Genomic DNA, 25,590 nt, shown 5'->3' on the forward strand with positions numbered 1-25,590 from the left:
AAAGTGAAAGATTGATATCGCCCGTGATGTTATGAGATAGTTCGCTTCATTAGGTTACGTATATTCATACTATGAAATTCATCCTCGTTTACCTAAGCTTTTTTATTTGCCTGCATACGGTTTCTGCGCAACAGCAATCGCGGCCCAATATCCTCATTATCATGACCGACCAGCAAACGGCCGAAGCCATGAGTATTGCCGGTAACAAGGACCTGAATACCCCGGCTATGGATAAGCTGGCCAAAAATGGTGTGCGGTTTACCAAAGCTTATTGTGCACAGCCTTTATGTACACCATCGCGTACGGCCATTTTTAGTGGTAAAATGCCTTTCGAAACCGGCTTTGTTGGTAATGCACCCGAAAAAGACGGGCAATGGTCTGATAGCTTGCTCATGATGGGTAAAATATTTCAACAAGGAGGTTATCAAACAGGTTACGTAGGCAAATGGCATTTACCGGTACCCACAAAAAAAGTAAGTCAGCATGGCTTTACCTATATCGAAAACACCAGTTTTTTAGACTATAATGATGGTGCAACACCTTCATTTTGCGCACGTTTTATAAAAGAAAACAAAGCAAAACCATTCTTGCTGGTGGCATCGTTCCTTAACCCGCACGATATTTGCGAGTGGGCGCGCGATGAAGATTTGAAAATGGATGTGCTGGAAAATGCACCACCGCCCGATCAATGCCCCGCACTGCCGGCCAACTGGCAAATTCCGGCCAGCGAGCCTCAAATTGTACGCGATCAGCAAAAAACAGTTGGTTTACGTACCTATCCATCGGTAAATTATACACCCGAAAAATGGCGGCAATACCGCTGGGCCTATAACCGTTTGGTAGAAAAAGTAGACCAGTATATCGAACAGGTACTTTACTCGCTCGAAAAATATGGCGTAGAAAAAAATACCATCATTATTTTTACTGCCGACCATGGCGATGGTTATGCGGGCCACAGCTGGAACCAAAAACAGATTTTGTACGAAGAGGCGGCTAAGGTGCCTTTCATTGTCGCCAAAATGGATGGCTCGTTGAAACCGAGAACCGATGAGATGTTGGTTTGCAACGGAACAGATATTATTCCTACCATTTGCGGCTTAACCGGTGTACAAAAACCAGCTTATTTAAAAGGTGTTGATATTAGCAAACGGTTAACCAATCCGGGGCAAAACCTGCGCGATACACTTGTTATCGAAACCGATTTTGCAGATAATGAGCAACTACTTGGCATTAATGGCCGGGCGGTAATTACTAAAGATTTCAAATACATTGTTTACAATAAAGGAGAGATTAAGGAGCAGTTATTTAATTTAACCAATGATCCGGGCGAGATCAAAAACCTGGCCGTAGATAAAACTTATAGAAAGCAGCTCATCGCCATGCGCAACTACCTGAAACGCTGGTGCAAAAACAATGGAGATAAATTTACGGTAGCGCTATAATTTTTATTTTTCAAGAATCACAACCATGAAATATTTTTTGATGTTAACATTTTGTGTGCTCACCTTAGGTGTGTATGCACAATACCCTGCTGTAATAACCCTTAATGCCGATAGGCTCCATGCCCGTGTGCGCGAATGGCCTTATCCTGCAAACGGCATTACCGTGCCCACCAATGCGCCCGCACTAATGTGGCCTGCAAGCAATGGCAAAACCAATGTTTTGCCGATGGAAAGCGGCAGCGAGGTACCCGAAGATGTGAATATTGGCAATGTGCGCTACCAGGTAGTACTGACCATGGATAAAGCATTTACAAAAAACACCATAAAGAGTGGTGTACAAGCCTGGGCAGTGTATCCACTCCATCAGGCTTTGCAGCCGGGCAAATGGTTTTGGAAATATGGTTACGCATTAAAAGGTACCAGCCAATGGAGCTGGAGCCCTGTATACGATTTTGTGGTCGATGCCAAATATGCAGGCGATAAAGTTTCGCCACAGGTAAGTGAAGTGCTGAAACGCAACGAAGGTGCTCATCCACACCTCTGGAATCTACATCAGATAAAAAACGACTTTTACCAAAACAACCTGAATAATACAGAAGCCAGGAGTTTTATCTCGTTCGCAGAAAAACTCATGAAAGCGCCGCTACCCGAAGAAAAACCAATCCGCGATATAGATACTACCGGGAAAAAGGGTAAAGAACTGGAAGGCTTGATTGATAGGATGTACCATGGCTTTGGCGATATGGTGGGTAACCCTGTGCGTAATCTTTGTATAGCTTACTATTTAACCCACGATAAGCGTTTTATAGATGATGCAAAACGAAGGGCTGTTAATTTGGTTAAAATGGATCCGGAAAAGAACCTGGCCACCAGCAGCGATTTTAATAACGGCGCAGTACTTGAGGCATTGGGCTGGTTTTACGATTTAGGCTACAACGATATCAATGCAGAAGAAAAAGCACTTTTTAGAAAGGTGATGACACAAAGGGCAAGGAAAATTTACGATCACCTGCCAAACCGTTTCGAATTGCATGTAAGCGATAACCATGTGTGGCAAATTACCCTACGCCAGCTGGCCATAGCCACTGTAGCTTTAATGGGCGATGAACCTGCAGCCAAAGAATGGCTTACTTACATATACGAGGTTTGGAGCGCAAGGTTTCCTGTTTTGGGTACTACCGATGGTGGCTGGCACGAAGGTAACGGCTATTTTGTAGTAAACTTCCGCTCTACCATTTACCTGTCGCAGTTGTTTAGCGATTTTTCTGGTGTCGATTATTTTAAGCTGCCATGGATGCAGAACCTGCCCTGGTATTTGTTGTATAGTTACCCACCTGCCGGTACCTCAACCGCTTATGGCGATCAGTGGGAAAACTTACGCGGTGGAATAAATGCGGGTTATGCCTTGTTTGCCGATGCGCTAACCTATAAAATAAACAATCCTTATCTCAACTGGTACGTACAACAAATAAAGGCAGATCATCCCGACTTTTTTAAAGGCACCGACGATTATCTGTTTTTCCGCTTGCTTAATTATAATCCCAAACGTAATCTAAAAGCTGAATCGCCCGAAAAGCTGCCCCGCACTAAAACCTTTGCCGATATTGGATTGGCTGCCATGACCGACAACCTGGCTAAAGCAGGCGAAAATATTTGCAGTTATCTCATCAGTAATCCTTTTGGCTCATCGGGCCATGGGCACGCCGGGCAAAATGCCTTTACCATTAATTACAAAGGTAAAACCCTTTTTGGCGCCAGTGGGTATTACAGTAATTTTAGCGATAGGCACAATTTATTGGATTACCGCAACACCCGTGCGTTTTGCACCATACTGGCCGATAGCCTGAGTCAGAAAATAGGCGAAGAAGGATATGGCTGGATACCCCGCTCTATGAGTGGTTTAAAAATACAATATGCCCTGGGCGATGCCAGTAATGCTTATGGCAATATCGAAAGTACTTTCTGGCTAAACCGTTTCGATCAGATTAAAACCAGGGCCGATTTGGCAAATGGCTTTGGCGATTCCGGCGTTACACTTTACCGCAGGCACATGCTGCAATTAGAAGGCGGTTATATTGTGCTGTACGATGAACTCGAAGCTAAAAAGCCGGTAAAATGGACTACCCAGTTTCATACCCCTTTTTACCGGATTGCAGGTAATAAAACCGATAAAAGTAACCGGCAGGATTTTGAAGTAAAAACGGATTTGGGGAAAGTAACTGCGGCTGTTTTTGCTGCAGCTCCCTTACAAATGACCGTTACAGATCAGTTTGCCGAACCTGCTGTAAACTGGATGAAGTTAACCGATGGAGATAAATTGCGGGAATACACCAACCAATGGCATGCAGCAATTACCTCGGCACCAGCTCAAAAGTTCAGGTATTTAACCGTTATTCAAATAAAGGATGGTAAAACTGAAGTAATCAGGAACCTATCTGCCACCAACGGATTGTATGATTTGCAGGTGGGAAGCTGGAATATTAAAGCCCAGTTAGATGGCAGCAAAGAAGCGGCCTTGCAAATTGTTAACGAACAGGCTAAATCTATGTTTAGCTATGGCAATTTGCCTGTGCAGTTTTTGGGTAAAACCTATCAGCACGATCGCAAAAAAAGCTCCATGTTGTTAGAAAACAACGGAACAAAGCTGAACAAAACAGAAGTAACCGATAGCCTGCCCGATGTGGCGCGATTTGATTATAAAAAATAGAAAGGTTAAAATGTGTAATTTTAATCTTTAACAACCATTTAACGGTTTTGAGAAGCAGGTGTTGGGATATAAACCAGAAAAAAATGAAAATATTAAATAAACGTTTGGTTACGCTTTTTTGTAGTTTACTGTTGCTGGTTCAACTGGTAAACGCGCAGGAGGGTAACAAATATTTTAGGAATATTTCTGTAGAAAAAGGTTTATCGCAAAGTACTGTTTTTTCCATCAAACAAGATAGCCTGGGTTTTATCTGGATGGCCACGCAAGATGGCTTAAACCGCTACGATAGTAAAGGTTTTAAAGTTTACCGCCCGGTTGATGGGATAAGAACGGACTGCAATCGCACTATATCCGATGCCTGTTTGTCGATCATAAAGGGGTAATGTGGATTGGCGGCAACCAGGGTGTTAGCCGTTATAACTATGCTTCCGATGATTTTGTAAATTATAAACTTCCGGGCAGCCTGGGCGAGTGGTATATCTCATCAATAACAGAAGATGCCGCACACAGTATCTGGGCAACCACCATAACAGGCAGTGTGTTTAGGCTTAGCACCGGTGCGTCGCAGTTTAAGCAGGTTAATTTTGATGCCGTAGAGCATGGCATAAAAAAAATCACCTACATCAGTGCCTGGAACAAAAATATGTTAATAGGTACCGATGTTGGCCTTTTTGAATTTAACGGACAAGGCCGTCGCCTTAAAAAGCTAAATTTAGGTATAGATAAGCCTGCTATAAACGATGTAAATATAGATGGCAGTAATTTATGGGCAGCTACAGAAGGGAACGGACTAATTAAATACGAAACCCCAAATGGTAAGCTTACCTTTTTTAACCACCAGTCGGCCAAAAATAGCATTGTCGATAACAACGTAAGGTGCGTAGGGAAAGATGATGCAGGTAACTTCTGGCTGGGTACTTTTAAAGGCTTATCCATTCTGAACCCCAATACTAATACTTTAGAAAATTATTTTCATCAAATTTCCCAGCCATACACCATCAGTCAGAATTCGGTGCGTTGTTTTTTTAAAGACCGGCAAAATGGCATTTGGTTAGGTACTTTTTATGGTGGGGTTAGCTATTATCATATAAACGATATCAAATTTAACCTGTTAAGTCAAAATACAGGTCGGTTATCTTTAAATGATGAGGTAATTAGTGTAATTAAGGAAGATGCGAGCGGTAATTTTTGGATCGGAACCAATGATAAGGGGCTAAATTACTGGAACAGGGCAGCCAATACCATCAGCTATTTTACCAGCAATGAAAACAATGCCAATAGCTTAAGTTCGAACAACATTAAAGCCATTGCTTTTGATGATAACCAAAATCTGCTGATAGGCATGCACAATGGTGGTTTTAACATCTTAAACCCTGCAACGAGTAACGTAAAAAGGTATCGCCATAACGAGCACGATCCGAATAGTATAGCCGGCGATCTGGTATATGGTATTTTGAAAGATTATAAAAGCCGAATCTGGATCGGAACACGCTCGGGCCTGGATCAGTTTAATCCCCAAAGTCAGACTTTTACGCACATTCATTTAGACAGGGCGGGCAAACGGCCGGCATCTGATGATATTACTTATCTTTTTGAAGACAGTAAACACCGGATCTGGATTGGTACTACCAATGGTATTACACTTTTCTATCCCGATAACATGCTGTTTGATAATGAGCTGGCCAGGCTGTTGCACGAAGAAGTAATTAGTTGCATTACAGAAGATAAGCAGGGTAGGGTGTGGATTGGCTCGCGCGAAGGACTAATTTTGTACCAGGAGGCCCAGCAAACATTTGTAACCTATAAAGACCGCAAAGATTTTGTAAAAGGCACCATTTATGGTTTGCAGCCCGATAACGAAGGCAATTTGTGGATTTCTACCAATAGGGGGCTCATTCGCTACAATCCAGATACCAAAACAGCACAGGCTTTTGATGAAAGCGACGGCTTACAGAACAATCAGTTTAACGATTATGCTTTTTGCAAAGCCAGCGATGGTATGCTGTTGTTTGGCGGCATTAAAGGGCTTTCTTATTTCTATCCATCGGGCATTAAGCAGCAGCAGTTACCCTTAAAACTAACTTTTACGGGCTTAGCTGTTTTTAATAAGAACGTAACCAGTGGCGATGATACCAAAATACTCGAAAACCATATCGATCAGAGTACCAGACTTAAATTTGCAGCCGAGTATAAACAATTTACCATCCATTTCAATACCTTCAATTACATTTCGGCCAACAGGACCAGATACCTGTATAAATTAGATGGTTTGGATAAAGACTGGCAAAGTACCGAAGACTTAAAAATAACCTATAACAACCTGAGGGCAGGCAGCTATAATTTTTTAATTAAAGCAGTAGGCCCTAACGGCGAAAACAGTGCCGTTCGATCGTTAAAAATTATAATTTCTCCGCCATGGTACAATGCTACCTGGTTTTATTTGCTCTTGTTAGCTATTGCAGCTACGGGTAGTTATATTGCGTACCGCATTATTTCTGAAAGGATTAAGGCTTTACAGCAGCTTAAACTGGAGCGGGTTGATAAAGAACGGGTTCGTTACATCAATCAGGTGAAAATGGATTTCTTTACCAATGTTTCTCACGAATTAAGAACCCCGCTTACCCTGATTCTGGCACCTTTAGAGGAGCTGATTAAAAAACCTTCTGACGATAAGCTGGTAACAAAACGGCATGAAATGATGCTGATCAATGCTAAACGCTTGTATAACCTGGTTGATCAGTTATTCGAATTTAGAAAAACAGAAACAGGTACGCGGAAACTCAAAGTGGGCAAAAGCGATATTGTGAGCTTTATACATGAGATTTACGAGTCGTTTAAGCCACTCTCAGAAAAAAATCAGATACAATATACTTACCACTCAACTGAGGCTAAATTATCTTTCTATTTCGATAATGATGCCATGGAGAAAATATTGTTCAATCTCTTATCCAACGCATTTAAATATACGCGGGCGCATAACAAAATCAATGTCGAATTGGCTACGCAAAACAACTTTGCCATTATTACCGTAACCGATACGGGTGTGGGTATTGCCGCCAATGAGATTGCAAAGGTTTTCGATCGTTTTTATCAGGTTAACAATCAGGAGATGAATTTAGGCTCGGGTGTTGGCCTGGCTTTTACCAAACGCCTGGTAGAGCTTCACCACGGGACTATTAAAGCCGAAAGTGAGCTTGGTAATGGAAGTTGCTTTACCATTGCCATTCCAATGGATGATACCGTTTATAATGATGATGTAAGGACCGAAACTACCCGTTACGAACTATCGATTGTAACAGATGAAGAAGCCCTTGCCGAAAATAACCAGATTTACGCCGAGCAAACGCTAACAACCGGCCCAGTAGAAAACGAAGGGCAAAGAAGCAGGTTGCTCTTAGTTGATGATAACAAGGAAATTTTAGACTACCTGCAGGATTATTTTAAAGAAAGTTATGAAATTACCACTGCTTTTGATGGTAAGATGGCGCTCGATATTTTAGAGAAAGAACAATTCGATTTGGTAGTGAGTGATGTGATGATGCCTGAATTGGATGGATTGCACTTTTGTAAAAGATTGAAGCAGAATATTAATACTTCGCATATTCCGGTTGTGCTGCTCACCGCCAAAACAGAAGTTAGCCAGCAAATTAAAGGCCTGGAGATGGGTGCCGACGATTACATTACCAAGCCTTTTTCTATAGATATGCTGGGCGCTAAAATAGCCAGTCTGTTAAAATCGCGCAAACGTTTAAAAGAATATTACAGCGGAAGCAGAGAGGTTGTGCCGCAAAATTTAGCCTTTAACGCGCTCGACGAAGAATTTTTAAAAGAAGCAATTGAGATTGTAGAAAAATACCTGGCCGATTCTGACTTTTCTGTAGATAAATTTAGCCGGGAGATAGGCATGAGCCGTTCAAACCTTTATTTGAAGTTTAAGGCTATAACAGGCGAGTCGGCAACCGATTTTATTAAAAGGATCAGGTTTAATAAAGCAGTCGAACTGATGCAAAGCAAACGATACACCATTGCACAAATTACCTATATGTGCGGTTTTAATTCGCCATCTTATTTCTCTACTGCATTTAAGCAGTATTATGGCTGTATGCCTAGCGAATATTTTGAAAAGAAAAGTTAAGCAGAAATAGGCGGTAGAAACGTTAAATTATTCTTTTTTCTACTGGCTGGTGTCCGCACCTGCCAACTTCAGGTTACCTGTTTCGGTCGGTGAGACACCAACCGGTAGATTGCGGATATTTGAAGCCTGTTTAACGAAATAGCCGCAAAACAGAAAAGCCTCGATTTTCATCAAGGCTTTTTGTTCGATTTTTGTTGTACTCGGGGCGGGAATCGAACCCGCACGCCTTTGAAAGCACAGGATTTTAAGTCCTGCGTGTCTACCAGTTCCACCACCCGAGCATTAGCCGCTACCGATCTCCATCGGCTTGGTTAACTTTAAAATAAATGCCTTCGGTTAGGAAGGCATTTGGAGCGAAAGACGAGATTCGAACTCGCGACCCCGACCTTGGCAAGGTCGTGCTCTACCAACTGAGCTACTTTCGCAATTGAATACTGATGTGTTGTATTCCGTTGGGGTTGCAAATATAGAAATATAAATATCACTTTCAAAAATAATTTTATTTTTTTTGCGCTGATTGGTAAACTGAGGGGCTTTTTGCCCTAAATTAACAAGGGTGAGCCCTTATGTTTTTCTCTAATTTTTGATCTAAAATTTAAAGATTATCAGCGAGTTAAAAGCTGGCTTAACGAACGCAAATGTATGGGCTTATCAAGCTTGAAAAAAAATGAAATTATTTTTTTAGCCTGGTAAAAAGAACCGAAAATTTGTTCCGCTGTTTAGCGCATTTGCAACAATTGGTAGTTTTTTGAGTAATATTGGTGCCTTTGAATGATCAATATCTGTTAAAAAAACTAAAATAAATTAACCAGCCATGAAATACCATACCGTTGTTAAAGCCTTTTACGATTTAAGCCCGGATGAACTTTATCAGATTATGCGGCTTCGGATTGAGGTTTTTGTAATCGAACAACAGTGCTTTTATCAGGATGCCGATAACAAAGACCAGCATTGCCACCACTTAATGCTTTTGAAAGATAACGAACTGGTAGCCTATGCGAGGATTGTTCCGGCAGGGCTTTCATTTGAAGAAGCCTCTATTGGAAGGGTAATTACCAGTGCGCAGGTGAGGGGTACCGGAGCAGGAAAAATATTAATGAAAGTAGCAATTCAAACCTGCAGGCAGCTTTTCGGTAATGTTCCGATCCGTATTGGTGCCCAAACTTATGCCAAAGCATTTTATGCGTCGCTGGGTTTTGAAGCATCGGGTAGTGAGTTTATGGAAGATGGGATACCACATATCGAAATGGTGACTAAACCGCTATAAAGGCTTTTGTTTGGTGGTTTGATTGCCTTTATCACCAAATACCTTATTAACAGAAAGATTCTCTAACCATGTAGAATATTTATGGACTACAATAAAGTATATCCCTTTATATAATTAGTATTTTTATTCATGCTTATCTGTTGCTGCCCAGGCAGTAAACCTGAGGATGGAGTTTAATAAATAGCTAAGATTATGGTAAAAAATAAATTACTACGAATGGACAATGTGGGCATTGTTGTAGAATCACTGGATAATGCCATCTCATTTTTTTCTGAATTAGGCCTTAAGCTCGAAGGGCGGGGTATGGTAGAAGGAGAGTGGGCAGGGAATGTTACCGGGCTGGGGTCTCAAAGTGTTGAGATTGCAATGATGGTTACTCCTGATGGTCACAGTAGGCTTGAAATTTCGCGGTTTCTTAGTCCGCCTACTATTGCCGATCACCGAACTGCTCCTGTAAATGCGCTCGGTTACTTACGCGTTATGTTTACTGTTGAAAATATTGATGAGGTAGTTTCCAGACTCATTAAGCACGGTGCTGAGCTGGTTGGCGAGATCGTGCAGTACGAAAATTCTTATCGCCTTTGCTACATCCGGGGAACTGAAGGAATACTCATAGGTCTGGCCGAACAGCTGGGTAATAAATAAGCTGTTACCTACTGGCTGGTGTCTGCACCTGCCAGCTTCAGGTTGTCTGTTTTGGTCGGTGAGACACCAACCGATAGGGCACGGATATTTGAATGTTGTTCAGGCATGGAGAAAGTTTGTTCTATGTACCTACTGGCTGGTGTCTGCAGCTGCCAGCTTTAGGTTGCCTGTTTCGGTCGGTGAGACACCAACCGATAGGGCACGGATATTTGAATGTTGTTTAGGCCCGGCGAAAATCTGTTCGATGCATCTACTGGCTGGTGTCCACACCTGCCAGCTTCAGGTTATCTACTTCGGTCGGTGAGACACCGACCAATAGATCGAAAACGGCTATAAAACACAAAAGCCTTGATTTTCATCAAGGCTTTTAGTTCGATTCTTTTGTTGTACTCGGGCGGGAATCGAACCCGCACGCCTTTGAAAGCACAGGATTTTAAGTCCTGCGTGTCTACCAGTTCCACCACCCGAGCATTAGCCGCTGCCGATATCCATCGGCTTGGTTAACTTTAAAATTAAATGCCTTCTGGTAGGAAGGCATTTTTTTTGGAGCGAAAGACGAGATTCGAACTCGCGACCCCGACCTTGGCAAGGTCGTGCTCTACCAACTGAGCTACTTTCGCATTTACAAAACTGATGTTGTTGTTTCGTTTTGGTGATGCAAATATAGGCAGATTTATATATCTGTCAAGAGATTTTTTATTAAAAATTTAATATTTAGTTTAAATTGCTGGCTTTCAGTACTAGTAAAATTAAATCAGTTTCAAATCCTTTTGCCTGAAGGTAGCTCATCAGCTTCATTTTTCTTTTAAAGGGATCATTTTCGCTCAAACTTTCTGCTTTTTTTACCGCTAGTTTTTCTAAAGTAAGCAGGTAATCGTCTTCATCCAAACTATAAATTGCTTTTTGCAGCATCTTATCCGGAACGCCTTTCAGCTTTAAACCCTGTTTAATTTTTACCCGGCCCCAATGTTTAATGTTAAATTTACCCGAAGCATAATTGAGAGCAAACCTTTCTTCATTTAAAAAATTATTTAAAATAAGCTCGGTAATTATTTCTTCCAGCTCGTCGCCCCGCATGCCCAGGTCTAACAATTTGCTACGCACTTCCTTTTGTGAGCGTTCCTGGTAGGCGCAAAAACTTTCGGCCTTGGCCAATGCCTGCTTTTTATCTAATATTATGGTGTCTTGTTTACCGCTTTTCATAATTAATTACTGAAATTCGTAAAAATATAAACGATTACCCTATTTTCTGAATAAAAATAGCATGCAAAACCCGATATACACCATTGCCAGAATAGCCGAAATTTTAAATGCAGATGCCAAATTGATTGACAAAGAGGTGCTTATCCAGTATTTGGTAATCGATAGCCGCTCCGTGCTCGTTCCGGAAAATTCTATATTTTTTGCCCTCGCCGCGCATCGCGATGGCCATGAGTTTATAAAAGATGCTTATGCTAAAGAGATCCGTAATTTCGTAATTACTGACGAAAAGTATATTTCACAATATCCAGATTGCAATTTTTTAAAGGTTAACGATGCACTGGCAGCCTTGCAACAACTGGCAATTGAACACCGCAGGCAATTTAACCTTAAAACCATTGGTATTACCGGCAGTAACGGCAAAACCATTGTGAAAGAATGGCTGTACCAGCTCCTGGCCGCCGATTTTAATATTGTTAAAAGCCCTAAAAGTTATAATTCGCAAATTGGTGTACCGCTTTCGGTATGGCAAATTGAGGAGAGTCATACTTTAGGCATTTTTGAAGCAGGTATTTCTGCCGTAAATGAAATGGAAAGTCTGGCAAAGATTATTCAGCCCCAAATTGGGATTTTAACCAATATTGGCGAAGCACATGCCGAAGGTTTTAGTTCGAAAAAGGAAAAGCTGACTGAAAAACTCAGGCTTTTTAAAGATAGTGAGCTTTTTATCTATTCGCCCGAGTATGTAAGCGAAGTGAGTTTTAAAGAGTTGCCCGGGAAAAAACAATTTAGCTGGAGCAGTAAACAAGCTGCCGATTTACAGATAATTGCGGTAGAACCTATTAAAGGTAACTGTTACTTAAGGGCCATTTACCAGGATAGGGAAATAGAATGCATGCTGCCTTTTAAAGATAAGGCTTCGATTGAGAACGGCATGATTTGCTGGGCTACTTTGCTTGCTTTGGGCTACACGCCCGAACAGGCCGATTTGCGTTTAGAGAAACTGAGCCATGTGAGCATGCGCCTCGAACTGAAGAATGGCATTAACCAGTGTTCCATTATCGACGATTCGTACAGTGCCGATATTTCTTCGCTTGCCATTGCCCTCGATTTTCTGAACCAACAGAACCAACATGCACGGAAAACTGTTATTCTTTCCGAATTATTCGAAACCGGAAGAGATGACCTCGATTTATATACCGAAATAGCCGAATTGCTATTGCAGAAAAAGGTAAATCGCTTAATCGGGATCGGAACACACATTGCACGTTTTGCCGATCTTTTTAAGTTCGAAACCCAGTTTTTTGACTATACCAATGCCTTTGTTGAAGCTTTTCCAGGCTTGCAGTTTAGTCACGAAACCATTTTGGTAAAAGGAGCGAGGCGCTTCGAATTTGGCCGGATTAGTAAACTCCTCACGCAGAAAATACACGATACGGTTTTAGAGATCGATTTGAACGCCATGGTGGGTAACCTCCAGTTTTACCGCTCTAAAATTAAACCTGGCGTTAAAATGATGGCCATGGTAAAAGCCTTTTCGTATGGTAGCGGTAGTTTTGAGATTGCCAACTTACTGCAATTTCATAAAGTAGATTACCTGGCGGTAGCTTACGCTGATGAGGGTATAGCCCTGCGCAAAGCAGGAATTACTTTGCCGATTATGGTAATGAGTCCCGAAGAATCTGCTTTCGAAGCCATTATTAAACATCGGCTAGAGCCCGAAATTTACAGCATCGAAATTCTGAACAGTTTTATAAATGTGCTTTCTGATTACGATTTCGATTATCCCATTCACATTAAGATTGATAGCGGGATGCACCGTTTAGGTTTCGATCAAGCAGAAATTACCACCTTAACCGGCTTGTTAAAAGATAATGCTAAAGTAAAAGTACAAAGCATTTTCTCACATCTCGTGGCCAGTGGAGAGGCCGAGCATGATGGTTTTACCCAACAGCAAATAGCGCGGTTTAAAGAAATGGCCAAACAATTAACCGATGTTTTAATTTACAAACCTCTATTGCATATCGCCAATACCTCGGGCATTTCGCGCTGGCCCGAAGGCCAAATGGATATGGTACGCCTGGGCATTGGTTTGTATGGCTTCGATTCTGCATTGCCCAATAATCGTGGCCTGCAAACCGTTATGGTGCTTAAAACTACGGTTAGTCAGGTAAAAACACTCGAACCCGGCGAAACAGTAGGTTATAGCCGGAAAGGAATTATGCCTGAGGGTGGAAAGATTGCAACCGTAAAAATTGGCTATGCCGATGGTTATAGCAGGGCTTTTGGTAATGGGGTAGGTAAAATGCTCATTAATGGTAATCTGGTGCCCACAATAGGTTCTATTTGCATGGATATGACCATGCTCGATATTACAGGGATTGATGTTAAAGCCGGCGATGAAGCCATCGTATTTAATAAAGAGCACACCATTATGCAGTTAGCCAGCGAGGTAAATACCATTCCCTACGAGATTTTAACCAACATTTCGCAAAGGGTTAAGCGTGTTTATTTTTACGAATAGTTTATTGGTTCACTTGTTCATTGGTGCCAGGCAAAATGCCACATAGGGTACCTTTTAGCCCTTCCTGTATCGTCATTTCGAGCGAAGTGCAACGTAGTCGAGAAATCTGTATCTATAGATTTCTCTCAGTCTGTACTGGGAGGTATTCTGCCAAATGTATCGTCCACGTTTGTAACGTGGACGGGAGAGACAAGCGATTGTATCGCTTTATATGGCCCTTTTTGTTCATCTGTTTCGGTCGGTGAGACACCAACCGATAGGGTGGGACTATGGGTTTCACTAATGAACCAATGCCTAATGAACCAATGAACAAACAGGGATAGCGCGTGGGGTTTCACTATTTTTACCTAAATTTGCCGCATGAACAAAGTAGGGAAAGCCATTTTAAACTATCTGATTAAAGGTTTATTAATAGTTGTGCCTATTGCTGTAAGTATTTTTATTGTAGTTTGGGCGGTTACAACTGTTGATAGCTGGTTAAACGTAAAGAATATACTTGGTGTAAATCCGCTAACAGGCGAAAGTAGAAACATACCTGGTCTGGGTTTGTTAACCGTTGTTACCATTATTTTGCTGGCGGGTATTTTTGTAACCAATTTGGTTACTGAACCCATGTACAATTGGTTTCAGCGGATGATGCACCGCCTGCCTTTGCTTAATTTCATTTACTCTTCGATAAAAGATTTAACCGAAGCTTTTGTGGGCGACGAAAAGAAATTTAACCATCCCGTATTGGTAGAGGTAGAAGGAGGTTTAAAGAAGATTGGTTTTTTAACCCAGAACGATTTGCATAAATTGGATTTGCCCGATGAGGTAGCGGTTTATTTTCCGCTTTCCTATTCATTTGCCGGGCAGTTGTGTATTGTACAACGCAATAAGGTTACCGATTTAAAAATGACTGCTGCCGATGCCATGAAGCTGGTAGTAAGCGGTGGTGTAAGCGGATTATAAACAGCATTCATAATGATTACCATTTATCACAATAACAGGTGCACCAAAAGCCGTTGCGCTTTACAGGAACTCGAAAAAAGTGGAAAAGCCTTTGAAGTAGTGTACTACCTGGATACCCCACCAAACAAGGCCGAACTTACAGCAATTGTAGCCAAACTCGGTATTAAACCACTGAAACTGATTAGGAAAGGAGAGGCCGTTTTTGTTGAAAACTACAAAGGCAAAACACTAACGGACGAGGAGTGGATTGAAGCCATGGTTAAGCACCCTATTTTAATTGAACGACCAATCGTTATTTCTGGCGACCAGGCCGTTATTGCCCGCCCAACCGAGAAAATACAGGAAATTTTAGGGTAGCTTACGAAGTTTAAAGGGGAGCGAACGGAGAAAGACTTTTTAAGTCTTAGCTTGGCCGTTGAACCTAAAAAATATTTCTACAGCTGATCAGGATGATTATCAAAATGATCATGCCAAACAGTAGTCTCGAATAATACTCACGGATAAAAAGCCCGGTAAGTACCAGCATATCATCGTTTACATTGCTGTGGATGTTTCCGTTTCCGGCCGATGCACTGAACAGGATCTGTTTATCTTTGAGGTTGTTGAGCGACCAGCGGCTTAACCAGCTATTCTGGTAACGCCAGTCTAATGTTTCGCCTGAGGCAAAAACAACCCTGGCCTTAAACCCAAGCCAATCATAGGTAATGGTAGCCAAAGTCTCGTTCTGGTTATTTAGAATCCTGGTTTCAGGCTTTGAAAAACCCTCGCTCTTTAGGAGGTAAATTCCGCTTTGCGTAGTGGCAATGGCAGAGTTTTGCCAAGAACTAAAATTCATCGAAAATTTCAGCTGCTGCTCATAAAATACCTGATAGTTGCTATCAAATAAACCTTTTCTCCAATATAATACCTGTTCCATCGCCAAAAAGATTAATTAATGCCTAACCGTGGTGACGGGTAAGGGTTGCGGTAATAACTGGAACCAAACAAGCCACCATTACCGCTGTTTTCTTATTGTAAATCTGTTTAATAAACAAACCCGAAACAATTAATAAACTGTTGTCTGCTTCGGTAGAAATAGCACCAGTATTGCTCGAAGCCTGGTAATAAATGTGCGTGTCTTTGTTGTTCGAAACCGTCCATTCTGAGCGCCATGAACTGGTTGCTTTCCACTCATATTGCTCACCCGATTTTAAACTGATAATGGCTTTCGATTTCCAGCCGTCGTAAGTGATGATGGCTACCACTTCATTCGTTTTACGGTCGGTTACCGTTGTAGTTCTTTGCCAGAAACCTTTATTTTCAAAAGCATAGTCTTTATCCTCGAATAAGGTATAGGCATTGCTTTTCCACATTTCAAATGTTAAAGCACCCTTCTGAATCCCGTCAACAAACAGTTGTAAGTTGCCGTTCAACCAGTCCCTTTTCCAATTAATAAACTTTGCCATATGTATGCTGTTTTATTTTAGATGGCAAGAGACTTAAGTTGTTACAATTTATTTGGGCATAAAAAAAGTGCTCATCTTGTGAACACCTCTTTATTAATATTCAATAACCAGTTATCAGTTTTAAGTTAGCTTAATGGATATTGGCTATCAACCATAAGCCATCGACTATTGAGCAATTACTCCTGGATAATGGAAGCCCTGCTATAGATTATTAGCCATGAACTTCTATGAACTAGAAATTTGGCTTCAGCACATACTTATCGTAGAAACGGAAGATATGTTCAGCAGCTTCTTCGGCAGTATCAACCAAGCGGAAAAGGTTTAAATCTTCTTCGTGGATATTGTGCTCTTTTTGCAGCATAGTGCCTTTAATCCATTCAATTAATCCGCCCCAATAATCAATGCCTACCAATACAATTGGGAAACGGGCAATTTTACCGGTCTGGATCAGGGTTAAGGCTTCGAAAAGCTCGTCCATAGTGCCAAAACCACCAGGTAACACCACAAACCCCTGACTGTATTTCATAAACATTACCTTGCGTACAAAAAAGTAATCGAACTCCAGTAATTTGTTATGATCGATATATTTATTGTGGAATTGCTCAAAAGGTAGTTCGATGTTTAAACCAACCGATTTACCACCATTGGTATGTGCACCTTTGTTACCTGCTTCCATAATACCAGGACCACCGCCTGTAATTACACCGTAACCGCGGTCGGTTAATAATTTACCACACTGCTCTGCCAATTGGTAGTAGCGGTGGGTTTGGGCGGTACGGGCCGACCCGTAAATTGTAACACATGGGCCAATTTTAGCCAGTTTCTCAAAACCATCTACAAACTCGGCCATAATTTTAAAAATTTGCCAGGAGTCTGTTACTTTAATTTCCTGCCAGTCTTTATTCTCAAAAGCGCTTCTTATTTTTTCTTCACTCGTCATATACGTAATGCTAAATATTAAAACCTGGTTTGCGCATCAGTTTTTTTGCTAATGAATAACAAACCTATAAATGTGATTAAACCGTTAATTAAAATCAGTTCAACACTAAAAACATATCCGCCCAATATTGCAGCCGAATTGCTTGCAAGCAAGTAACATAAAAAAGGCGATAATATGCAAACTATCGGTACTAATTTATCGTGAAGTCCGCGTTTTTTTACAAACAATCCAAAACTATACAAGCCTAAAAGCGGACCATAGGTATAAGAGGCAATGGTGAAAATTAAGCTCACAACCGACGAACTGTTTAATGCATTAATTACAATAATGACCAAAAACATTAAAACTGAAAAAGCCACGTGCACGGTATGGCGCTTTTTAACCGCACTTTTTTCGTCTATGTTTTTGGCTTTATCCATGCCTAAAAAGTCTACACAAAACGAAGTGGTTAGGGCGGTCAAGGCCGAATCGGTAGTGGCAAAGGTAGCGGCTGTTAAACCCAGCATAAAAATAATGGCGGGTACCGAACCCAGGTTATTCAGGGCAATTTCAGGAAACAGTAAATCTGTTCGCGGTTTGCCTGTAATGTGATCTAAAGGGATATCGATACCGTTTTTACTTGCGAAAATGTATAACAATGCACCTACACTTAAAAAGAAAACATTTAAGATCACAAATACCCCTGTAAAGGTGAACATGTTTTTCTGCGCTTCCTTAATGGTGCTCATGCTCAGATTTTTCTGCATTAAATCCTGATCAAGACCAGTCATGGCGATGGTTACGAAAATACCGCCTATAAACTGTTTGCTGAAATAGAACTTGTTGGTAAGGAAATCATCCAGAAAGAATATTTTAGAATAACTGCTGTTTTTTATGGTTTCAAACGCTTGTGGAATGCTGAAATCGAGACTATTACAAATAAAATAAATAGTTAAAAAAACAGATAATACCAGGAAAAACGTTTGCAGGGTATCGGTAATAATAATGGTTTTTAAGCCTCCTTTAAAGGTGTACGACCAGATTAAGGCCAGTGAAATTAAAACCGTTAACCAAAACGGAATACCATAATTATCAAATATAAAGCGTTGTAATACAATTACTACCAGATAAAGCCGCGTGGCCGATCCAAGTGTTCTGCTTAACAGAAATATCGATGCAGCTGTTTTGTAACTGTAATGGCCCAACCGTTTTTCGATATAACTGTAAATAGAAGTTAAATTCATCCGGTAGTAAAGCGGCAACAAAACAGTGGCAATAATGATAAAGCCCACCGCATTGCCCAGTACAAACTGAAAATACTGAAACTGGTTTCCGCTGGGCGCGCCAACCTCGCCGGGTACCGAAATAAAAGTTACCCCCGAAAGCGCCGTTCCAATCATGCCAAAGGCTACTAAATACCATTTAGAGTTTCTGTTGGCAACAAAGAACGTATTATTGTCTGACGATTTTTGAGACGTTACAAACGAAATGATAATCAGTAGCAGGAAGTAACCAATTAGAAAACACAAGAGGATGGTTGGTGACATAGTTTTGTTTTAAGCTGATAAATGTAATAAATTCAAAGTTAAAGTCAATGGCTTTAGTTTTTACTGCTTTTGTTTAATGGTTTATAGCTGATTGTTAATAGTCATTACACCTAAGCCGGCGAGCCATTAATATTCAATCGTTTTTCTAAAACATCGCATTGGACTATAAGTAATCGACCATTAACTTAGAAATGCTTCGGAACATTGGTTATCAACTATGAGCCATTAACTATAACCCCATGAACTATTGAACCAATGACTAATGAACTAATAAACCTTTTACCTATTTTTGTATTATGAATTTTTCATCCAAACTACTTGAGGATGCAGTAAACGAATTTTCGAAACTGCCTGGTGTAGGACAAAAAACGGCTTTGCGTCTGGTGTTGCATCTTTTAAGCAAAGAACAAGAGGAGGTAAACCAGTTTGGTAACACATTTATTAAACTCAAACAACAGATTAAACACTGTACCACCTGTCACAATATTTCTGACTATACAATTTGCGAAATCTGTACCTCGCATAAACGCGATAAAGAAACCATTTGTGTGGTAGAAGATACGCGTGATGTAATGGCGATTGAAAACACCGGACAGTACTTTGGTGTTTACCACGTTTTGGGCGGTTTAATTTCGCCAATGGATGGGGTAGGACCATCTGATCTGTTTATTGATGGTTTGGTTACCCGTGTTGCAGCTGGCGGAATTAAAGAAATTATTTTGGCCTTAAGTCCCAATATGGAAGGCGATACCACTTTGTTTTACCTCTACAAAAGACTAAAAGAATTCAATGTGCCGGTTACTACCATTGCGCGTGGTATTGCCTTTGGTGGCGAACTCGAATATGCCGATGAAATTACCCTGGGGCGTTCGATTGTTACCCGTGTACCTTACGAAACTGCGATGATGAAATAATGGCAAAGCATTTTTTATTCTTATCAATGATTTTTTTTTCGGGATGGTTTGATCAAACGCCGATCAGGATCCATTCCCACAACGATTATACCCACAACAAACCTTTTTACGAAGCCGTTCAGAACAAGGCTTTTTCGATAGAGGCCGATGTATTTGTAGTTGGCGATTCATTAATGGTGGCACACAGTAAAAAAGAAATCAAAGCTGGGAATACCTTAGATAAAATGTACCTCCAGCCGATCTTGGCCTTTTCTAAAACTAAAGATTTTTATAGTTTCCAGTTGATGATCGATTTTAAAGAAAGCTGGGATATAACCTATCCTGTTTTGCTGAAAACATTGAAGCCCTACGAAAAACTATTTTCAAAAAGAGGCAAAAGGGTAAGCATTGTGATCAGCGGAAACCGGCCGCCGCACAATACTTTTCATCTTTATCCCGAAATGATCAAGTTTGATGGCTTGCCAGGCGTAAACTATGCCCTTGAAGATTTAAAAAAGATAACGATGATCAGTGCTAATTTTGCTGATTATTCCAAATGGAAAGGAATAGGTGAAATACCGGAAGCTGATCAAGACAAATTATCTGCACTTGTACTTGCCGCTTATCAAATCAATAAACCTTTCCGTTTTTGGGGAGCACCAGATAACGAAAACTACTGGAAGCAATCCCTATCAGGCATCATAAATACGGATAAAGTTACTGAAGCTACAAACTACTTTAAAACAAAATAAATATAAGAAGTATCAAGTCTCAATACTTATATCTTGATACTTAATACTCAAACCTTGCTACTAAATGAATCTAAAAAATAAAGTAATCGTCATTACAGGCGCATCAAGCGGAATTGGAAAAGCCTGTGCCGAAGAATTTGCAAAACGTGGTGCCAATCTGGTTTTAGCTGCGCGCCAATATGTAACCTTATGCGAAATCACAGCCGACCTGGAAAAACAATATGGTATCAGGGCAGTGGCCGTTCAGGCTGATGTAAGTAAAGAAGCCGATTGCGAGCTGATTATTAAACAAGCTCTGGTTTCCTTTCAAAAAATAGATATCCTGGTTAATAATGCCGGTTTATCGATGCGTGCCCTTTTTAAGGACCTTGATTTATCGGTGCTTAAAAACCTGATGGATGTGAATTTCTGGGGTACCGTTTATTGTACAAAATATGCCCTGCCCGAAATTCTAAAAACCAAAGGAACAGTAGTTGGCGTATCATCAATTGCAGGTTACCGCGGTTTACCGGGCCGTACAGGTTATTCGGCTTCTAAGTTTGCCATGAATGGTTTTATGGAATCGTTGCGTACCGAACTGCTTAAAACCGGCGTAAATGTAATGGTGGCCTGTCCGGGGTTTACCGCTTCGAACATCCGTGTAACAGCCTTATCAAAAGATGGTGCAGCCCACGGCGAAACCAGTATGGATGAAGGTAAAATGATGACCTCAGAAGAAGTCGCCAGCATTATAGCCGATGGTATTGAAAAACGTAAACGTACTTTAGTAATGACCGGACAAGGAAAATTAGCAGTATGGATGAATAAGCTTTTCCCGGCTTTTGTAGATAAAAAGGTATTTGATCTGTTTGCGAAAGAGAAAAACCCGTTGATTAAGGCTTAGCATTTCTTGAAAAGTCGTCATCTCGACCGAAACACAGTGGAGCGGAGAGATCTGTCTCGAGATAGATTTAGCTTCGCTGAGCACTTCGTGGTTCTCGACTGCGTTGCACTTCGCTCGAAATGACGATCAAGCAGCCTGTCGTGCTCCAAAAATCCACCTTTACAACAATTTCGTTTATTTATATAGAGAAGAAAAATCTTGTTTTATGTACAAACCCTTTGTTTTATTCATGCTCTTATTTCAAACCATCGTTTCACCTGCTCAGGTAAAAAAGGCGAAAAACATCAATTACGCCGGCAATACCGATGAGGCAAATACGCTAAACATTTTTTATAAGAACGACAGTATAAAAGATAAACCCGTTTTGGTTTTCATTCACGGTGGTTCATGGAGCAGTGGAAAAAAGGAGACCTATTGGTGGTTGGGTAGAAATTTTGCGCGTAAAGGTGTGGTTACGGTAATCATCAATTATCCCCTGGCTCCAAATGTGCAATACGAAAAAATGGGCGATGATTGTGCTTTGGCCGTAAAATGGGTGAGCGAAAATATTGCCACTTATAAGGCAAGCGCCGATAAGATTTTTGTAATGGGGCACTCTGCCGGTGCGCATTTGGCCGAGCTTATTAACGCCGACCCAAAATATTTTAAAAATGCAGGGATTAAAAACCCAATTAAAGGTGTAATCCTCAACGATCCCTTTGGCCTGGATATGCACGAATATTTAACCACAGCTGAAAAAGACCATTTTTATTTCGATTTCATCAGAACTTTTACCGAACAGGCTGAAGTTTGGAAAACAGCTTCGCCGATGGATTATGTAAGCAATATCAAAAATCCACATCTACTTTTTTATGGGAGTAAAACTTACGGCGCTATTAAGTTGCAAACGCCTAAGCTATACGAGAAACTAAAAGCCAAGGGTGTTCAGGCAGAAATAAAAGAAATTAAAGGTAAAAGCCATGTACCTATGATTAGCCAGATGATTTTTGGCGGGAACCAGTTGTATGAGGATATTTTGGGTTTTATACAAGAGGTATCGTCATTGCGAGGTACGAAGCAATCTTAATGCGGTAGCTAGGCTTTTCTTTGTTCGGTTGCAGCCCTAAACCCGCTAGTAGCAAAAATCCTTGTTGTTTGCAGCAACCCTGAATGCCCTGTCATGCTGAGGTACGAAGCATCTGTTTCATAGTTGTAGATGCTTCGTGCCTCAGCATGACAAATAACAAAAGCTACCTAAACCGTCCGCGTAACCTCATCCAGTTTACTATAATCCATTACCATTTTACCAGCCTCGTTGTGGTGATACATTTTCTCAAAACGGGCGTCCATTTCAATTTCTTCATCCTGGTAGCTGGTGCGTGTGTGGATGGTTTGGGCAAAAGTATCATCGAAGGCCTTTAACATAACAAAAACCTCAACCTCTGCCAGCTGCAATTCGATAAGCGATTTTTCGAACAACGGACTTTCTTCATTAATTGGGTGCACTAAAGTCCAGTTTAAAGAAAGGATGCTTATTTTATCGCGTTCGAGATGAAGCGGGTAAAAACGCCTCACTTGTTTATCATCAACCATTTCGTTGTACGACATTACCATCTGCACTTCTACTTCAATTAGCTGGTTGCGCCGTAAATTAACCAAACGGCACATTAAGCCATGACCACCCTCATAAGGGGCAATTACCATTTTCTTGCTGAAACTAACTTTAGAAGTTGGCCGGCTAAAGCGCCCGTACAATAAACCGGTTGCCAAAGCAAAAGCGAGCAGGCCGAGCATACTTTCGAATGCTGCCAGTACGCTTGTTACAAAACCTTGTGGCGCAATGTGGCCATAACCAACGGTAGAGATGGTTTGTGCTGAAAAGAAAAAAGCATCGAAAAACTGATCGCGGAGGGTAAGGCCCTTTGCGCCAACTAAATTTTCAATCCCAATCAGGTTGTACAGAATGGCAAATAAAGTATTTACAAGGAGATAGGTTATGAGAATAACCAAAAAGAAACGCGGCCAGCTCATGGTAACCAAACGCGTATAAGTATCATCGAACTTAAACCAGGGCAAGCCCGTACGCTCTATATTGGCCGAACCATCGGGATTGAGCATACGCTGATTTTTGGTTACCGGATTAGACCCGAAACCGAAATCATCATTAAACTGTACTTTTCTTTTGAAGAAAGACATATATTTTTAGAAAGATTTTGGAATTTTAAAAAACTATATCAATATTTGCTTTATACAAACATGATAATTAAAAACTTAAATAACAATTGGTGGTGGCATAACGAAATTCGTTAGGCAAATTCTATTGTTATATATTTTAAAATATTTTATACACAACGAAGAGGATTGCCCAAAAAGCAATCCTTTTTTTTGTGGTATTTTTTAACAACGCCCCGTTTAGTGTCTTCACGGAACGGAGTTTAAATAAATGGTTCGTGAAGACACGAACCATAATGAAATAAAGATATAAATGAAAAATGAACCACAGATGGACACAGATACACAGAGATTTTATCCGTGTTCATCCTTTTTATCTGTGGTTAAATAACATTGGCAATAAACATGAAAAAAATATTAAACCATTTATTCGAGAACAAGAGCTTTAGTAGGGAAGAGGCAAAAAACATACTGATCTCCATATCAGAAGGTGCTTTCAATTCTTCGCAAATTGCCGCTTTTATAACCGCTTATGCCATGCGCAACATTACCGTGCAGGAGTTACAGGGCTTTAGAGATGCCATGCTGGATATGTGCGTGAAAGTTAACCTTTCGGCTTACGAACTGATTGACCTTTGCGGTACCGGTGGCGATGGCAAAGACACTTTTAACATTTCTACCTTATCATCGTTTGTGGTGGCAGGTGCAGGTCATCATGTAGCCAAACATGGTAATTATGGTGTTTCCTCAGGCTGCGGTTCATCAAACGTAATGGAGTACCTGGGCTATAGTTTTACCAATGATGAGGATACTTTGAAACGCAATTTAGATGCCGCCGGTATTTGCTTTCTGCATGCACCACTTTTTAACCCGGCCATGAAAATAGTAGCGCCGATTAGAAAAGAGCTGGGCGTGAAAACCTTTTTCAATATGCTGGGACCAATGGTTAACCCGGGGCAACCCAGGCACCAGATGGTTGGCGTGTTTAGTTTAGAACTGGCCCGTTTATATGCCTATTTATATCAGGATACCGATAAAAACTATACCATTATGCACGCGCTGGAGGGCTACGATGAAATTTCGCTAACCTGCGATGTGAAAACCTTTAGCAACAAAGGCGAACAGATTTTAACCCTCGATGATATGGGCTTTGAAAGGGTAGATGTAAATGCGATTAAAGGTGGCGATACGGTAGAATCATCAGCTAAAATATTTATGGATGTATTAAATGGTGAGGCAACAAGGGTACAGAACGATGTAGTGCTGTGCAACTCGGCACTGGCCATCAGGACCATAAAGCCTGAACAGTCATTCGCCGATTGTTATTACGAAGCTGAGGAATCGCTGATGAGCAAAAAAGCACTTAACAGTTTTAAACAACTACTGGCATGCTAAAGTTAAAAGTTTGTGGCATGCGTTTGGCGGCAAATATTGCTGCGGTTGCAGAGCTGCAACCTGATTATTTGGGCTTTATCTTCTATGATAAATCGCCGAGATTAATCAGCGATGTTTCTGCAGAACTGATCAAATACATTCCTGCTGAAATTAAAACCATTGGTGTTTTCGTAAATGAAGATATCGAAAAGGTAAAAGAGAAAGTAAGTACTTTTAAGTTGAAAGCCGTTCAGTTGCATGGGAACGAATCGCCGGAGTATTGTGCAGGGTTAAAGGCCGGTTTTCCAGATGTAGAGGTGATTAAAGCTTTTGGCATAGATGAAGACTTCGATTTTGCCGTTTTGGCAGCTTACTTAGATGTAGCAGATTATTTTCTGTTCGATACCAAAACAAAAGCACATGGCGGATCGGGGAAAACATTTAATTGGTCTGTTTTAGACCGGTATACTTATAACAAACCCTACTTTTTAAGCGGTGGAATTGATTTAGAACATGCCACAGCGATAAAAAATATAAGCGACGATCGTTTATATGCACTAGACATCAATAGCCGCTTCGAAACCGAGCCCGGGCTGAAAGATGCAGTGAAGATTAAAGAATTTATAAAAGAAATGAGCACGAAATAATGTCATCATGAAGTTGATTAAAATATAAGTTGATCCGTCATTCCCAACTTGATTGGGAATCGTAATGCATGTGCTTTGAGATTCCCCGCCTGCGCGGGAATGACGACT

Annotated in this window: 21 protein-coding genes and 4 tRNA genes; 15 read left to right on the forward strand and 10 right to left on the reverse strand. The window is 40.9% G+C overall.

Going from position 1 to position 25,590, the window contains the following annotated elements; translation table 11 throughout:
• The first annotated feature begins 71 nt into the window (after window positions 1–71).
• From G7074_RS19495 to G7074_RS19505, 4 genes are all read left to right on the forward strand, one after another.
• Window positions 72–1,442 (forward strand): sulfatase, encoded by a 1,371-nt coding sequence (locus G7074_RS19495; RefSeq protein ID WP_124559691.1) that lies wholly within the window; start codon window positions 72–74, stop codon window positions 1,440–1,442.
• Between the two features lie 40 nt (window positions 1,443–1,482).
• Window positions 1,483–4,149, forward strand: a complete 2,667-nt coding sequence (locus G7074_RS19500; RefSeq protein WP_240916357.1) for a DUF4962 domain-containing protein — start codon at window positions 1,483–1,485, stop codon at window positions 4,147–4,149.
• A gap of 83 nt (window positions 4,150–4,232) precedes the next feature.
• Entirely contained in the window at window positions 4,233–4,532 is a 300-nt protein-coding gene (locus G7074_RS27325) for a hypothetical protein (RefSeq protein WP_240916358.1), read from the forward strand.
• Window positions 4,508–8,284: a hybrid sensor histidine kinase/response regulator transcription factor gene (locus tag G7074_RS19505; RefSeq protein WP_240916568.1), complete on the forward strand. Its 3,777-nt coding sequence runs from the start codon at window positions 4,508–4,510 to the stop codon at window positions 8,282–8,284. The genes G7074_RS27325 and G7074_RS19505 overlap by 25 nt, the downstream gene beginning before the upstream one ends.
• A gap of 197 nt (window positions 8,285–8,481) precedes the next feature.
• Here the strand turns inward: G7074_RS19505 and G7074_RS19510 are convergent.
• Both G7074_RS19510 and G7074_RS19515 read right to left on the reverse strand, forming a co-directional pair.
• A tRNA-Leu gene (locus tag G7074_RS19510) sits at window positions 8,482–8,565 on the reverse strand.
• A gap of 68 nt (window positions 8,566–8,633) precedes the next feature.
• A tRNA-Gly gene (locus G7074_RS19515) sits at window positions 8,634–8,709 on the reverse strand.
• A gap of 389 nt (window positions 8,710–9,098) precedes the next feature.
• On the opposite strand from G7074_RS19515, the gene G7074_RS19520 reads away from it, so the two are divergent.
• A complete protein-coding gene (locus G7074_RS19520) occupies window positions 9,099–9,551 on the forward strand; it encodes a GNAT family N-acetyltransferase (protein WP_166210722.1) in 453 nt (150 codons plus the stop codon).
• Between the two features lie 216 nt (window positions 9,552–9,767).
• On the forward strand, window positions 9,768–10,196 hold the full coding sequence (locus G7074_RS19525; protein ID WP_240916359.1) for a VOC family protein: 429 nt from the start codon (window positions 9,768–9,770) through the stop codon (window positions 10,194–10,196).
• Between the two features lie 386 nt (window positions 10,197–10,582).
• Here the strand turns inward: G7074_RS19525 and G7074_RS19530 are convergent.
• The 3 genes from G7074_RS19530 to G7074_RS19540 all read right to left on the reverse strand — a co-directional run bounded on the left by G7074_RS19530 (window position 10,583) and on the right by G7074_RS19540 (window position 11,399).
• Window positions 10,583–10,667, reverse strand: a tRNA-Leu gene (locus G7074_RS19530).
• 73 nt (window positions 10,668–10,740) lie between these two features.
• Window positions 10,741–10,816 (reverse strand) — tRNA-Gly (locus tag G7074_RS19535).
• A 94-nt stretch (window positions 10,817–10,910) separates the two neighbouring features.
• A complete protein-coding gene (locus G7074_RS19540; protein WP_124559696.1) occupies window positions 10,911–11,399 on the reverse strand; it encodes a regulatory protein RecX in 489 nt (162 codons plus the stop codon).
• Between the two features lie 61 nt (window positions 11,400–11,460).
• Here G7074_RS19540 and G7074_RS19545 point away from each other — a divergent pair, with 61 nt between their 5' ends.
• The 3 genes from G7074_RS19545 to arsC all read left to right on the forward strand — a co-directional run bounded on the left by G7074_RS19545 (window position 11,461) and on the right by arsC (window position 15,228).
• Entirely contained in the window at window positions 11,461–13,920 is a 2,460-nt protein-coding gene (locus tag G7074_RS19545) for a bifunctional UDP-N-acetylmuramoyl-tripeptide:D-alanyl-D-alanine ligase/alanine racemase (protein WP_124559697.1), read from the forward strand.
• 360 nt (window positions 13,921–14,280) lie between these two features.
• Window positions 14,281–14,871 carry a DUF502 domain-containing protein gene (locus G7074_RS19550; protein ID WP_124559698.1) on the forward strand — a complete coding sequence of 197 codons (591 nt, stop codon included), beginning with the start codon at window positions 14,281–14,283 and terminating at the stop codon, window positions 14,869–14,871.
• A gap of 12 nt (window positions 14,872–14,883) precedes the next feature.
• The gene (gene arsC, locus G7074_RS19555; protein WP_124559699.1) at window positions 14,884–15,228 is read left to right on the forward strand and encodes an arsenate reductase (glutaredoxin); all 345 of its coding nucleotides are present in this window, start codon (window positions 14,884–14,886) and stop codon (window positions 15,226–15,228) included.
• A gap of 64 nt (window positions 15,229–15,292) precedes the next feature.
• On the opposite strand, the gene G7074_RS19560 is transcribed toward arsC, so the two are convergent.
• From G7074_RS19560 to G7074_RS19575, 4 genes are all read right to left on the reverse strand, one after another.
• Window positions 15,293–15,787, reverse strand: coding sequence for a hypothetical protein (locus G7074_RS19560; protein WP_124559700.1), 495 nt, complete (start codon window positions 15,785–15,787; stop codon window positions 15,293–15,295).
• A 22-nt stretch (window positions 15,788–15,809) separates the two neighbouring features.
• Entirely contained in the window at window positions 15,810–16,316 is a 507-nt protein-coding gene (locus G7074_RS19565; RefSeq protein ID WP_166210728.1) for a hypothetical protein, read from the reverse strand.
• 232 nt (window positions 16,317–16,548) lie between these two features.
• A complete protein-coding gene (locus tag G7074_RS19570) occupies window positions 16,549–17,256 on the reverse strand; it encodes a TIGR00730 family Rossman fold protein (RefSeq protein WP_124559702.1) in 708 nt (235 codons plus the stop codon).
• Between the two features lie 17 nt (window positions 17,257–17,273).
• Window positions 17,274–18,782, reverse strand: a complete 1,509-nt coding sequence (locus tag G7074_RS19575; protein WP_124559703.1) for a sodium:solute symporter — start codon at window positions 18,780–18,782, stop codon at window positions 17,274–17,276.
• Between the two features lie 296 nt (window positions 18,783–19,078).
• On the opposite strand from G7074_RS19575, the gene recR reads away from it, so the two are divergent.
• From recR to G7074_RS19595, 4 genes are all read left to right on the forward strand, one after another.
• Window positions 19,079–19,696 carry a recombination mediator RecR gene (gene recR, locus G7074_RS19580; RefSeq protein ID WP_124559704.1) on the forward strand — a complete coding sequence of 206 codons (618 nt, stop codon included), beginning with the start codon at window positions 19,079–19,081 and terminating at the stop codon, window positions 19,694–19,696.
• A 26-nt stretch (window positions 19,697–19,722) separates the two neighbouring features.
• The gene (locus tag G7074_RS19585; protein ID WP_124559705.1) at window positions 19,723–20,427 is read left to right on the forward strand and encodes a glycerophosphodiester phosphodiesterase; all 705 of its coding nucleotides are present in this window, start codon (window positions 19,723–19,725) and stop codon (window positions 20,425–20,427) included.
• A 64-nt stretch (window positions 20,428–20,491) separates the two neighbouring features.
• Entirely contained in the window at window positions 20,492–21,310 is an 819-nt protein-coding gene (locus G7074_RS19590; RefSeq protein ID WP_166210731.1) for an SDR family oxidoreductase, read from the forward strand.
• Between the two features lie 205 nt (window positions 21,311–21,515).
• Window positions 21,516–22,376 carry an alpha/beta hydrolase gene (locus G7074_RS19595; protein WP_166210734.1) on the forward strand — a complete coding sequence of 287 codons (861 nt, stop codon included), beginning with the start codon at window positions 21,516–21,518 and terminating at the stop codon, window positions 22,374–22,376.
• Window positions 22,377–22,543: 167 nt separating this feature from the next.
• Here the strand turns inward: G7074_RS19595 and G7074_RS19600 are convergent, their stop codons facing one another.
• Complete coding sequence (locus G7074_RS19600; RefSeq protein ID WP_124559708.1) at window positions 22,544–23,485, reverse strand: ion channel; 942 nt, start codon at window positions 23,483–23,485, stop codon at window positions 22,544–22,546.
• Window positions 23,486–23,866: 381 nt separating this feature from the next.
• Between G7074_RS19600 and trpD the strand changes: the two genes are divergently transcribed.
• Together trpD and G7074_RS19610 are read left to right on the forward strand one after the other, a co-directional pair.
• Window positions 23,867–24,856, forward strand: coding sequence for an anthranilate phosphoribosyltransferase (gene trpD, locus G7074_RS19605; protein WP_166210738.1), 990 nt, complete (start codon window positions 23,867–23,869; stop codon window positions 24,854–24,856).
• On the forward strand, window positions 24,850–25,482 hold the full coding sequence (locus tag G7074_RS19610; protein WP_240916360.1) for a phosphoribosylanthranilate isomerase: 633 nt from the start codon (window positions 24,850–24,852) through the stop codon (window positions 25,480–25,482). The genes trpD and G7074_RS19610 overlap by 7 nt, the downstream gene beginning before the upstream one ends.
• Window positions 25,483–25,590: the final 108 nt, after the last annotated feature.

The organism is Pedobacter sp. HDW13, assembly GCF_011303555.1.
In the GTDB taxonomy this organism is placed as follows: domain Bacteria; phylum Bacteroidota; class Bacteroidia; order Sphingobacteriales; family Sphingobacteriaceae; genus Pedobacter.

Excerpts from the sequence above, each read along its gene's own strand:
- G7074_RS19585 (WP_124559705.1), top strand. The coding sequence starts at position 19,723 with ATGATTTTTTTTTCGGGATGGTTTGATCAAACGCCGATCAGGATCCAT.
- G7074_RS19560 (WP_124559700.1), bottom strand. The coding sequence starts at position 15,787 with ATGGAACAGGTATTATATTGGAGAAAAGGTTTATTTGATAGCAACTAT.
- G7074_RS27325 (WP_240916358.1), top strand. The coding sequence starts at position 4,233 with ATGAAAATATTAAATAAACGTTTGGTTACGCTTTTTTGTAGTTTACTG.
- G7074_RS19525 (WP_240916359.1), top strand. The coding sequence starts at position 9,768 with ATGGACAATGTGGGCATTGTTGTAGAATCACTGGATAATGCCATCTCA.
- G7074_RS19500 (WP_240916357.1), top strand. The coding sequence starts at position 1,483 with ATGTTAACATTTTGTGTGCTCACCTTAGGTGTGTATGCACAATACCCT.
- G7074_RS19540 (WP_124559696.1), bottom strand. The coding sequence starts at position 11,399 with ATGAAAAGCGGTAAACAAGACACCATAATATTAGATAAAAAGCAGGCA.
- G7074_RS19595 (WP_166210734.1), top strand. The coding sequence starts at position 21,516 with ATGTACAAACCCTTTGTTTTATTCATGCTCTTATTTCAAACCATCGTT.
- G7074_RS19565 (WP_166210728.1), bottom strand. The coding sequence starts at position 16,316 with ATGGCAAAGTTTATTAATTGGAAAAGGGACTGGTTGAACGGCAACTTA.
- G7074_RS19600 (WP_124559708.1), bottom strand. The coding sequence starts at position 23,485 with ATGTCTTTCTTCAAAAGAAAAGTACAGTTTAATGATGATTTCGGTTTC.
- G7074_RS19575 (WP_124559703.1), bottom strand. The coding sequence starts at position 18,782 with ATGTCACCAACCATCCTCTTGTGTTTTCTAATTGGTTACTTCCTGCTA.
- arsC (WP_124559699.1), top strand. The coding sequence starts at position 14,884 with ATGATTACCATTTATCACAATAACAGGTGCACCAAAAGCCGTTGCGCT.
- G7074_RS19590 (WP_166210731.1), top strand. The coding sequence starts at position 20,492 with ATGAATCTAAAAAATAAAGTAATCGTCATTACAGGCGCATCAAGCGGA.
- recR (WP_124559704.1), top strand. The coding sequence starts at position 19,079 with ATGAATTTTTCATCCAAACTACTTGAGGATGCAGTAAACGAATTTTCG.
- G7074_RS19520 (WP_166210722.1), top strand. The coding sequence starts at position 9,099 with ATGAAATACCATACCGTTGTTAAAGCCTTTTACGATTTAAGCCCGGAT.
- G7074_RS19495 (WP_124559691.1), top strand. The coding sequence starts at position 72 with ATGAAATTCATCCTCGTTTACCTAAGCTTTTTTATTTGCCTGCATACG.
- trpD (WP_166210738.1), top strand. The coding sequence starts at position 23,867 with ATGAAAAAAATATTAAACCATTTATTCGAGAACAAGAGCTTTAGTAGG.
- G7074_RS19610 (WP_240916360.1), top strand. The coding sequence starts at position 24,850 with ATGCTAAAGTTAAAAGTTTGTGGCATGCGTTTGGCGGCAAATATTGCT.
- G7074_RS19570 (WP_124559702.1), bottom strand. The coding sequence starts at position 17,256 with ATGACGAGTGAAGAAAAAATAAGAAGCGCTTTTGAGAATAAAGACTGG.
- G7074_RS19545 (WP_124559697.1), top strand. The coding sequence starts at position 11,461 with ATGCAAAACCCGATATACACCATTGCCAGAATAGCCGAAATTTTAAAT.
- G7074_RS19550 (WP_124559698.1), top strand. The coding sequence starts at position 14,281 with ATGAACAAAGTAGGGAAAGCCATTTTAAACTATCTGATTAAAGGTTTA.